Below are 11052 nucleotides of genomic sequence, written 5' to 3' on the forward strand. Positions count from 1 at the left end.
CCCCCCCCCCCCCCCACCCCCCCCCCCCCCCCCCCCCCCCCCCCCCCCCCCCCCCACAAACCCCCCCCCCCCCCCCCCCCCCCCCCCCCCCCCCCCCCCCCCCCCAAAAACCCCCCCCCCCCCCCCCGCGGCTGAGGGCACTACCAGTCGGTGCGGACCGTCAGCGGACCGACACCGCGCGCAGCCGGACCTCGGCGCGCCGCTCGGCGGCGGCGTCCTCGTCCGTCTTCGCACGCTCCAGCGCGCGCTCGGCGCGCTGGGCGTCGATCTCGTCCGCCAGCTCGCAGATCTCCGCGAGCAGAGACAGCTTGTCGTCGGCGAACGAGATGAATCCGCCGTGGACGGCGGCGACGACGGTCCCGCCCTCGCTCGTACGGATGGTCACCGGGCCCGACTCCAGCACACCGAGCAGCGGCTGGTGGCCGGGCATGACGCCGATGTCGCCGGAGGTGGTACGCGCGATGACCAGGGTGGCCTCGCCGGACCAGACACTCCGGTCCGCGGCGACCAGCTCGACGTGCAGCTCAGCAGCCAAGGGTGGCTCCTCGGGTCACCACCCGGCGGTCGTGCCGGGTGTTGGGGTCAATTCTAGGGGGCGTGGTGAGGGGGGCGGGACGGATCCCACCCCCCTCGGGCGAGCACGGGGCTCAGGAGACGCCGAGCTCCTTGGCGTTGTTCTTGAGGTCCTCAAGACCACCGCACATGAAGAACGCCTGCTCGGGGAAGTGGTCGTACTCACCGTCGCAGATCGCGTTGAACGCGGCGATCGACTCGTCGAGCGGAACGTCCGAACCGTCCACACCGGTGAACTGCTTCGCCGCGTGGGTGTTCTGGGACAGGAAGCGCTCGACACGGCGGGCGCGGTGGACGACGAGCTTGTCCTCCTCGCTCAGCTCGTCGATACCGAGGATCGCGATGATGTCCTGGAGGTCCTTGTACTTCTGCAGGATTCCCTTGACGCGCGTGGCGGCGTCGTAGTGGTCCTGCGCGATGTAGCGCGGGTCCAGGATGCGGGACGTGGAGTCCAGCGGGTCCACGGCCGGGTAGATGCCCTTCTCGGAGATCGGACGGGAGAGAACCGTCGTCGCGTCGAGGTGGGCGAAGGTGGTGGCCGGGGCCGGGTCGGTCAGGTCGTCCGCGGGGACGTAGATCGCCTGCATCGAGGTGATCGAGTGACCACGGGTCGACGTGATGCGCTCCTGGAGGAGACCCATCTCGTCGGCCAGGTTCGGCTGGTAACCCACCGCGGAGGGCATGCGGCCGAGCAGCGTGGAGACCTCGGAACCGGCCTGGGTGAAGCGGAAGATGTTGTCGATGAAGAACAGCACGTCCTGCTTCTGCACATCGCGGAAGTACTCCGCCATGGTCAGACCGGCGAGGGCCACGCGCAGACGGGTGCCCGGGGGCTCGTCCATCTGGCCGAAGACCAGCGCGGTCTTGTCGAGAACGCCGGCCTCCTCCATCTCGACCATGAGGTCGTTGCCCTCACGGGTGCGCTCGCCGACGCCCGCGAAGACGGAGACACCGTCGTGCAGCTTGGCCACACGGACGATCATCTCCTGGATCAGCACGGTCTTGCCGACACCGGCACCACCGAACAGACCGATCTTTCCACCCTTGACGTACGGGGTGAGGAGGTCGACGACCTTCAGGCCGGTCTCGAACATCTCGGTCTTGGACTCGAGCTGGTCGAAGGCCGGGGCCTTGCGGTGGATCGTCCAGCGCGGCGCGTCGGCCACGGTCGACTCGTCGGCGTTCAGCACCTGGCCCAGCGTGTTGAACACGCGGCCCTTGGTGGCGTCGCCGACCGGGACGGTGATGCCCGTGCCCGTGTCGGTCACCGGGGCCTGGCGGACCAGACCGTCGGTGGGCTGCATGGAGATGGTGCGGACGACGCCGTCACCGAGGTGCTGGGCGACCTCGAGGGTCAGCGTCTTGGTCGCGCCCTCCTCGGCCGGGTCCGGAACCTCGACGTTCAGCGCGTTGTAGATCTCCGGCATCGCGTCGACGGGGAACTCCACGTCGACGACCGGGCCGATGACCCGGGCGACGCGGCCCGTGGCGGCGGCCGTCTCAACAGTGGTCGTCATTACTTGTCACTCCCCGCGGTCGCGTCGGCCAGGGCTGCGGTGCCACCGACGATCTCGCTGATTTCCTGGGTGATTTCGGCCTGGCGGGCCGCGTTGGCAAGTCGGGAGAGGTTGTTGATCAAGTCTCCCGCGTTGTCGGTCGCCGACTTCATCGCGCGGCGCGTGGCAGCGTGCTTGGAGGCAGCCGACTGGAGCAGCGCGTTGTAGATCCGGCTCTCGACGTACCGGGGCAGCAGGGCGTCGAGGACGTCCTCCGCCGACGGCTCGAAGTCGTACAGCGGACGGAGCGTGTCCGTGTCGCCGGCCTCCTTCGCCACCTCGTCGAGGCTGAGGGGCAGCAGCCGGGCCTCGACCGCCGTCTGCGTCATCATCGAGACGAACTCGGTGTAGACGATGTGGAGCTCGTCCACGCCGCCCTCGGCCGTGTCCTTCTCGATCGCCTCGATCAGCGGAGCCGCGATCGTCTTGGCGTCGCCGTACGACGGCTGGTCCGTGAACCCGGTCCACGTGCCGGCCAGCTTCCGCTCACGGAAGTTGTAGTGCGCGATACCACGACGGCCGACGACGTAGATCGTGACCTCGCGGCCCTCGCCCTCCAGCTTCGCCGTCAGCTTCTCCGCCGCCTTGATGGCGTTGGAGTTGAAGGCACCGGCCAGACCGCGGTCGCTCGAGAGGAGCAGGACCGCGGCGCGGACCGGGTTCTCCGCCTCGGTGGTCAGCGGGTGCTTGTCGTTCGCACCCGTGGCCACCGCCGTGACCGCGCGCGTCAGCTCGGTCGCGTACGGAGTCGAGGCCTGCACCTTGCGCTGCGCCTTGACGACACGCGAGGCGGCGATCATCTCCATCGCCTTGGTGATCTTCTTCGTCGCGGTGACGGATTTGATGCGACGCTTGTAGACCCGGAGCTGCGCTCCCATGAGTCAGGTCCCTTCCGTCGTCACTTCGAGACGTTGACGGCGGCAGGAGCGTCCTCGCCCAGCAGCTTGCCGTCAGAGGTCTCGAACTGCTTCTTGAACTCCGCGATGGCGTCACCGACGGACTGCAGGGTGTCGTCCGACATCTTGCCGCCCTCACGGATGGAGGTCATGAGACCCGAGTGGTTCTGGCGCAGGTACGCCAGGAGCTCGGCCTCGAAGCGACGGATGTCGGCGACCGGGACGTCGTCCATCTTGCCGGTGGTGCCGGCCCAGACGGAGACGACCTGGTTCTCGGTGGGCATCGGCTGGTACTGAGCCTGCTTGAGCAGCTCGACCATGCGCTGGCCACGCTCCAGCTGCGCCTTCGAGGCCGCGTCCAGGTCGGAACCGAAGGCGGCGAACGCCTCCAGCTCACGGAACTGGGCGAGGTCGACACGGAGGCGACCGGAGATCTGCTTCATCGCCTTGTGCTGGGCGGAGCCACCGACGCGGGAGACCGAGATACCGACGTTCAGGGCCGGACGCTGGCCGGCGTTGAACAGGTCGGACTCCAGGAAGCACTGGCCGTCGGTGATGGAGATGACGTTGGTCGGGATGAACGCCGACACGTCGTTCGCCTTCGTCTCGACGATCGGGAGACCCGTCATCGAACCGGCACCGAGCTCGTCCGAGAGCTTCGCGCAACGCTCGAGGAGACGCGAGTGCAGGTAGAAGACGTCACCCGGGTAGGCCTCACGGCCCGGCGGGCGGCGCAGCAGCAGCGACACGGCGCGGTAGGCGTCGGCCTGCTTCGACAGGTCGTCGAAGACGATCAGGACGTGCTTGCCCTGGTACATCCAGTGCTGACCGATGGCGGAACCGGTGTACGGCGCCAGGTACTTGAAGCCGGCCGGGTCGGACGCCGGGGCGGCGACGATCGTCGTGTACTCGAGCGCGCCGGCCTCTTCCAGGGCGCCGCGGACGGACGCGATGGTCGAGCCCTTCTGGCCGACGGCGACGTAGATGCAGCGGACCTGCTTGTTCACGTCGCCCGAGCGCCAGTTGTCGCGCTGGTTGATGATCGTGTCGATGCACAGCGCGGTCTTGCCGGTCTGGCGGTCGCCGATGATCAGCTGACGCTGGCCACGGCCGACCGGCGTCATGGCGTCGACGGCCTTGTAGCCGGTCTCCATCGGCTCGTGCACCGACTTACGGGCCATAACGCCCGGGGCCTGCAGCTCGAGGGCGCGGCGGCCCTCGGTCGCGATCTCGCCGAGACCGTCGATCGGGTTGCCGAGCGGGTCGACGACGCGACCCAGGTATCCCTCACCGACACCGACGGAGAGGACCTCGCCGGTGCGCTGCACCGACTGTCCCTCCTCGATACCGCTGAACTCGCCGAGGACGATCGCACCGATCTCGCGCTCTTCGAGGTTCAGCGCGAGACCGAGGGTCCCGTCCTCGAACTTCAGCAGCTCGTTCGCCATGGCCGAGGGAAGACCCTCGACCTTCGCGATACCGTCACCGGCCAGGCTGACCGTGCCGACCTCCTCGCGCGAGGCCGCGTCCGGCTGGTACGACTGGACGAAGTTCTCCAGTGCGTCCCGGATCTCCTCCGGCCGGATCGTGAGCTCCGCCATCTGGGTTCCCTGCTCTCCTTGTTGGGCCCGAAGTTTCTTAAGGGGTCTGGGGGCCGACCCCCAGGAATCTTCTGCAATCTCTGCACGGCCCAACCGGGCCGCTGGTGATGCTGTGTTGCTGTGTGCTGCGGTGGCTGCCGTCAGCCGGCCAGTCGACGGGTCGCCTCGTCGAGGCGCTCGGCGATGGAGCCGTTGATGACCTCGTCGCCGACCTGCACGGTGATCCCGCCGAGGACCGCCGGGTCCACGTCCAGGTTCAGGTGCATCTGGCGGCCGTACAGCTTGGCCAGGACGGCACCGAGGCGCTGCTTCTGCTGGTCGGACAGCGGCACGGCCGAGGTGACGACCGCGACCATCCGGTCCCGGCGCGCCGCGGCGAGCTTGGACAGGGACTCGAGTCCCGCTTCCAGGCTACGTCCCCGGGGCTGGGTCACCAGACGGACGACCAGACGCTCGGTGACCGCGTGGGCCTTGCCGCCGAGCAGGCTGCGGAGCAGCTCGCCCTTGGCGGTGGCCGTGGCGGCCTTGTCCGTCAGCGCCGAGCGGAGCTCGTTGCTGGAGGACACGATCCGGCCGAACCGGAACAGCTCGTCCTCGACGTCGTCCAGCGCGCCCGCCTTCTGCGCCGCGGTGAGGTCGGCGGTGTTCGCCAGTTCCTCGGCCGCGTCGACCAGGTCGCGCGAACGCGACCAGCGGGAACGCACCATGCCCGAGACCAGGTCGACGGTCGCGCCGCCCACCTGACCGGCCAGGAGTCGCTGCGCGAGCTCGGCCTTGGCCTCACCCGACTGTGCGGGGTCGGTCAGGACCCGGCGCAGCGACACCTCGCGGTCGAGCAGCGCGGTGACGGAGGCCAGCTCGTCCGCGAGCTTCGTCGCGTCGACCGAGGTGTTGTCGGTCAGCGCGTCGAGGGACTCACGGGCGGCAGCCAGTGCCTCACGGCTCGCTCCGTTCATCGGACCGCCTCGGCCTTCTCCTCGAGCTCGTCGAGGAAGCGGTCGATCGTGCGGCTCTGGCGGGCGACGTCCTGGAGGGACTCGCCGACCAGCTTGCCGGCCAGGTCGGTGGCGAGCTTGCCCACGTCCTGACGCAGCGACGCGGACGCGGCCTTGCGGTCCGCCTCGATCTGCGTGTGGCCGGCCGCGATGATCTCCTCGCGCTGGCGCTGGCCCTCCGCCTTCATCTCCTGGATGATCGCGGTGCCCTGCTCCGTCGCCTCCTGGCGAAGACGCGCGGCCTCGTGGCGGGCCTCGGCGAGCTGGGCCTTGTACTGCTCCAGCACACTCTGAGCCTCGATCTGGGCCGACTCGGCCTTCTCGATGCCACCCTCGATGGCCTCGCGGCGCTCGTCCAGAACCTTGTTGATGTTCGGGAGGAGCTTCTTGGCGAGGAAGCCGAAGACGATGACGAAGGCGATCAGGCCGATGACGAGCTCGTCGAGATGCGGGATGAGAGGAGGCTGAGGCTCCTCCGCTGCCGCAAGAAGCAGAGCGTTCACATCAGTGCCTTCCGTAAAAAGAATCGGGCAGTCGGTCCGGCTTACTGGTAGACGAAGCCCATGACGATGCCGATGAGGGCGAGCGCCTCACAGAAGGCGAAGCCCATGATCTGGTTGGTGCGGATCAGACCGGCGGCCTCGGGCTGGCGGGCGAGGGCCTGCGTACCGTTACCGAAGATGATGCCGACGCCGACGCCGGGGCCGATCGCGGCGAGGCCGTAACCGATCGAGGCGACGTTGCCGACGACGTTCTCCTTGGCGCCGGCGGCGAGGTTGACCATGTCGAGAGCAGCGGACATGCCGTTACTTCCTTCTCTTTCAATGACCCGGTGGGGGTTGGCCACCGGACGACTGATGGTTTCGGGGGTGGAGCTACGGGGCCGTGACGGCTCAGTGGTGCTCGGAGAGCGCGCCCTGGACGTAGCTGCAGGCCAGGAGGACGAAGACGTACGCCTGGACGGCCTGGATGAAGAGCTCGAAGGCGGTCATCACCAGGACCATGACGAACGAGGCGCCGGCGTAGACGAAGCCGAGGCCGTTCATGAGGTACCAGGTGGCCAGCGAGAACATCACGATCAGCAGGTGACCGGCGAACATGTTCGCGAACAGTCGCACCGCGTGCGTGAAGGGCCGGATGAGGAGGTTCGAGAAGAACTCGAGGACGACGACCATCGGGAGGATCGCACCGAGGGACTTGTCGTAGCCGACGATGTTCTTCCAGCCGCCCACGAAGCCGTGCTTCTTGAAGGTGAGCGAGATCCACATGACGTAGACGATCAGCGCGAGACCGGCCGGGAAGGCGATCAGCGAGGTGACCGGGAACTGGGCGAGCGGAATGATCGACCAGAGGTTCATGATCCAGACGAAGAAGAACAGCGACACCATGAAGGGGACGTACTTCTCGCCGTCCTTCTTGCCGATGATCTCGTAGACGATGCCGCGGCGCACGAAGTCGTAGCCGGCCTCGCCGACCATCTGCATCTTGCCGGGGATCAGCTTGGGCTTGTTGAAAGCGGCCCAGAAGAACCCGACGACCACGATGGAGCCGAGGAGGGCGAGCAGCATCGGCTTGGTGATCTCGATGCCGGCCACCGTGGCGATGGGCTCGTACATGAACGTGTGCAGGCCCGGCGCCGGGAAGCCACATCCAGTGAAGATGTGGCAATCCGGGTCGAAGGCAAGCGTCTGGTCAGCACTCACCGCGGGCTCCTTCAGCGTGGCGCATAGGTACGGCAACCTCGTTGTGTCGGCGCGGCACGCAGCCGCGGGTCGGCACTGGACTGGTCTTACGGATAAGGGGGCGGCGGTTCGGCATCGAGCCTCGCGCTGGGACAGGCGTCTCGGATGCCCGCGCCCGCAGTGCCGCAGTTGGCACCGGACGATAGCAGGAAGCCGACGGCGGCTTTATCCCGGCCCTACCCTTCACGACTTCGACCCCGTGTTTCCGGGGTCGATGTACGTGATCTTGGCCTTCATGTACGCGCGGGCCTGTGCGGCGACCCACACCACGGTCGTCGCGAGCAGCGTGAAGGCGAAGGCCTTGAAGTCGAACAACGTGGTGTTCTTGAGCAAGGCGAGGAAGATGAAGAGCACCAGCAGCTGGGCCGTGTAGAGCATCAGCCCCATGGCCTGGAAGAGGTGCGGAAGCGACTTCGCCGTCCGCTGGAGCACCAGCTGCCCGATGCCCATGAAGAGGAGGACCACCAGGGTGCCGACGACGGCGCCGAGTGCACCCTTGCCACCGGCGACCAGACCGCTGATGAGCGTGGCGACTGCGCCGACGACAGCGGTGGGGACGGCGGTGTGCAGCAGGATGCGTGCGTCGTTGGACGGCATGGCGGTGTCTCCGCTTTTTGAGGCAGGGGGCGATGGTGTCGTCATGGACGAGCGTAAGCCCGGTCCGAGGTGGGTCTCGGGGCCAACAGACCGTCGCACTACGGTCTTTCGGCACTGTCGCCGGGTCTCGTGAACGGTATCACAAACTATTTGAATAGGTCTTTACCCATAAGGTGTGCCAACCGTCACACATGAGTGGGACAACGCGCGTGTGTGCGCGACACGAAGGCAACCTGTCTGGTAATGGCCGCGAATGCGGCTTTCGTCAACTCGGCGTTCCGGCCTTCCGCCGGTCGGGGAAGCGCGCGCGGTTGCCGATGGCCGTGGCGCCGTTGATGCCCGCGGGCACCGGAACGCGCTCCTCCTCGGCCGCGGGGACCTCCACGACGGGCTCCGGCACCGAAACCCGCTTGCGCCGGCGGTACCGGGGAGGCACGACGGACTCGGCCCAGCGGGGCGCGCGCGGGGTGAACCGCGGCAGCAGGAGCAGCACCAGTCCGATGGCGCTCAGCGCGACGACGCCGAGGACGATCCACATCGACGTCGAGTGCACCGAGTACGCCAGCGTCCCGAAGGCGATCAGCGCCGACCAGAAGTACATGATCAGCACCGCGCGGCTGTGCGAGTGGCCGATCTCCAGCAGGCGGTGGTGGAGGTGGCCGCGGTCGGCAGCGAACGGCGACTGACCCTTCCACGTCCGGCGCACGATCGCCAGCACCAGGTCCGCCATCGGGATCGCGATGATCGTCAGCGGGAGCACGAGCGGGATGAAGACGGGCAGGGCGGCGTGCGTGGCCTGCCGGGTCGAGCCCTCGAAGATCTTCAGCGCGTCCGGGTCGACCTGGCCGGTGATCGAGATGGCCGAGGCCGCCAGGATCAGGCCGATCAGCATCGAGCCGGAGTCGCCCATGAAGATCCGCGCCGGGTGCATGTTGTGCGGCAGGAAGCCCAGGCACATGCCCATGAGGATCGCGGTGAAGAGCGTCGCCGGGGCGGCCGCCTCGATCGTGTAGCCGTACCAGAGGCGGTAGGCGTACAGGAAGAAGGCCGCGGCGGCGATGCACACCATGCCGGCGGCGAGGCCGTCGAGTCCGTCGACGAAGTTCACGGCGTTGATGGTGAGGACGACCAACGCGACCGTCAGGAGCGTGCCCTGCCACGGGGTCAGGGAGACCACGCCGACACCCGGGATCGGCAGCCACAGGATCGTCAGACCCTGGACGACCATCACGCCCGCGGAGATCATCTGCGCGCCCAGCTTGATCAGCGCGTCCAGCTCGAACTTGTCGTCGAGGACGCCGATCAGCCAGATCAGGGCCGCGCCGGAGAGCAGCGCCCGCGGCTCGTTCGACAGCTCGAAGACGCTGCTCAGGTTCTGCAGGTGGTCGGCGACGAGGAGTCCCGCGCACAGCCCGAAGAACATGGCGATGCCACCGAGCCGCGGAGTCGGTTCTCGGTGTACGTCGCGGGCGCGGATCTCCGGCATCGCCCCGGTCGCGATGGCGAACTTCCGCACCGGACCGGTGAGCAGATAGGTCACCGCGGCCGTGACACAGAGCGTCAGCAGGTAATCACGCACGGGCTGCCCCACAGTAATAGCTGGCCATCTCAGCCCCACACCCTAGCCGTGCCGTCCGTGTGCTTGGAGACATCCCCCGCACCCGGAACGGTTGCGCCCGGTTCCCCTCAGCGTCCGTACGGGGGAAATCTCCCGGTCAGGTCCCGTACCTCCGCCCGCACCCGGGCCGTCTCCGCGGCGTCGTCCCGCAGCGCGGAGGTGAACAGTCCGGCGATCCGCGCCATCTCCGGGGCGCCCATCCCCTGCGTGGTGACGGCCGCGGTGCCGAGCCGGATGCCGCGGCTCGCCCCGTACGGCAGGGCGCAGGTGTCCAGCACCATGCCGGCGGCGGCGAGCCGGGCACGGGCCGTGCGCCCGTCGACGCCGAGCGGGGCCGGGTCCGCGGTGATGAGGTGGGTGTCCGTGCCGCCGGTCGTCACGGCGAAGCCCTCGGCGGCCAGCGCGGCGGCGAGCACCTTCGCGTGTTCCACCACCTGATGGGCGTACGCCGTGAACGCCGGGGTGGACGCCTCGCCGAAGGCCACCGCCTTCGCCGCGATCGTGTGCATCTGGGCGCCGCCCTGCGTGAAGGGGAACACCGCCCGGTCGATCCGTCCCGCCAGTTCCTCGCCGCACAGCACCATCCCGCCGCGCGGTCCGCGCAGCACCTTGTGGGTGGTCGCGCACACCACGTCGGCGTACGGGACGGGGTTGGGGGCCGCTCCCCCGGCGACCAGGCCGATCGGGTGCGCCGCGTCGGCGATGAGATAGGCGCCCACCTCGTCCGCGATCTCCCGGAAGACCGGGTAGTCGAGGTGGCGCGGGTAGGAGATCGAGCCGCAGACGATGGCCTTGGGGCGGTGGTGGCGGGCGAGCGCCGCGACCTGCTCGTAGTCGACGAGCCCGGTCTCCGCGTCGACGCCGTACGGCACGAAGTCGAACCAGCGTCCCGAGAAGTTGGCAGGCGAACCGTGCGTGAGGTGCCCGCCGTGGTCCAGACCCATGGCCAGGACCGTGTCACCGGGCCTCAGAAGGGCCGCGTACGCCGCCAGGACGGCCGCGGAGCCCGAGTGTGCCTGTACGTTCGCGTGGTCGGCTCCGAAGAGCGCGGTGGCCCTCTCCACGGCGATCCGCTCGGCCGCGTCGGCGTACGCGCAGCCGCCGTGGTGGCGGGCGCCCGGATAGCCCTCCGCGTACTTGTTGGCGAGCGCCGAGCCGAGGGCCGTCAGCACCGCGCGCGACGTGAAGTTCTCCGCCGCGATCAGCTGCAGGCTGTCCGCCTGCCTCCGCACCTCCCCCGCCAGCACGTCGGCGACCTCGGGGTCCTGCCGGCGCAGGACGTCGAGATCCTCATCGGGGGGCGCGGTGACCGGCATGCCACCAATGTAGGCGCGCCCCCGCCACCCCGCCCGTCAGCGACGGCCGAACCCGCGACCCGGCCCCTCAGCGACGGGCGGAGACGCCCGTGAGCGCCGTGACGACCGGGTCGAGGGCCTGGTTGAGCACCCCTCCCGACGGCCCCCTCGCACCACTC

Annotated in this window: 11 protein-coding genes; all 11 read right to left on the reverse strand. The window is 68.8% G+C overall.

The features are described from left to right. Positions 1-160: 160 nt before the first annotated feature. Entirely contained in the window at positions 161-535 is a 375-nt protein-coding gene (locus ACZ60W_RS31280) for a F0F1 ATP synthase subunit epsilon (RefSeq protein WP_017236132.1), read from the reverse strand. Between the two features lie 112 nt (positions 536-647). Then, positions 648-2090 (reverse strand): F0F1 ATP synthase subunit beta, encoded by a 1443-nt coding sequence (gene atpD, locus ACZ60W_RS31285; RefSeq protein WP_017236133.1) that lies wholly within the window; start codon positions 2088-2090, stop codon positions 648-650. Then, positions 2090-3007: a F0F1 ATP synthase subunit gamma gene (locus ACZ60W_RS31290; protein WP_469758773.1), complete on the reverse strand. Its 918-nt coding sequence runs from the start codon at positions 3005-3007 to the stop codon at positions 2090-2092. The genes atpD and ACZ60W_RS31290 overlap by 1 nt, the downstream gene beginning before the upstream one ends. Positions 3008-3027: 20 nt before the next feature. Beyond that, on the reverse strand, positions 3028-4626 hold the full coding sequence (atpA, locus tag ACZ60W_RS31295; protein WP_033206791.1) for a F0F1 ATP synthase subunit alpha: 1599 nt from the start codon (positions 4624-4626) through the stop codon (positions 3028-3030). 140 nt (positions 4627-4766) lie between these two features. Continuing rightward, positions 4767-5582 carry a F0F1 ATP synthase subunit delta gene (locus ACZ60W_RS31300; protein WP_469758774.1) on the reverse strand — a complete coding sequence of 272 codons (816 nt, stop codon included), beginning with the start codon at positions 5580-5582 and terminating at the stop codon, positions 4767-4769. After that, on the reverse strand, positions 5579-6124 hold the full coding sequence (locus tag ACZ60W_RS31305) for a F0F1 ATP synthase subunit B (RefSeq protein ID WP_366307661.1): 546 nt from the start codon (positions 6122-6124) through the stop codon (positions 5579-5581). The genes ACZ60W_RS31300 and ACZ60W_RS31305 overlap by 4 nt, the downstream gene beginning before the upstream one ends. Before the next feature lie 41 nt (positions 6125-6165). Continuing rightward, positions 6166-6423, reverse strand: coding sequence for an ATP synthase F0 subunit C (gene atpE / locus ACZ60W_RS31310; RefSeq protein WP_093874070.1), 258 nt, complete (start codon positions 6421-6423; stop codon positions 6166-6168). Between the two features lie 91 nt (positions 6424-6514). Then, on the reverse strand, positions 6515-7324 hold the full coding sequence (gene atpB / locus ACZ60W_RS31315; protein ID WP_469758775.1) for a F0F1 ATP synthase subunit A: 810 nt from the start codon (positions 7322-7324) through the stop codon (positions 6515-6517). Between the two features lie 222 nt (positions 7325-7546). Then, positions 7547-7960 (reverse strand): hypothetical protein, encoded by a 414-nt coding sequence (locus tag ACZ60W_RS31320; protein WP_469758776.1) that lies wholly within the window; start codon positions 7958-7960, stop codon positions 7547-7549. A 265-nt stretch (positions 7961-8225) separates the two neighbouring features. After that, positions 8226-9539 (reverse strand): MraY family glycosyltransferase, encoded by a 1314-nt coding sequence (locus ACZ60W_RS31325; protein WP_469758777.1) that lies wholly within the window; start codon positions 9537-9539, stop codon positions 8226-8228. Between the two features lie 107 nt (positions 9540-9646). Further along, positions 9647-10894, reverse strand: coding sequence for a serine hydroxymethyltransferase (locus ACZ60W_RS31330; RefSeq protein WP_469758778.1), 1248 nt, complete (start codon positions 10892-10894; stop codon positions 9647-9649). Positions 10895-11052 lie beyond the last annotated feature (158 nt).

This window comes from Streptomyces sp. NPDC104202 (assembly GCF_055584185.1).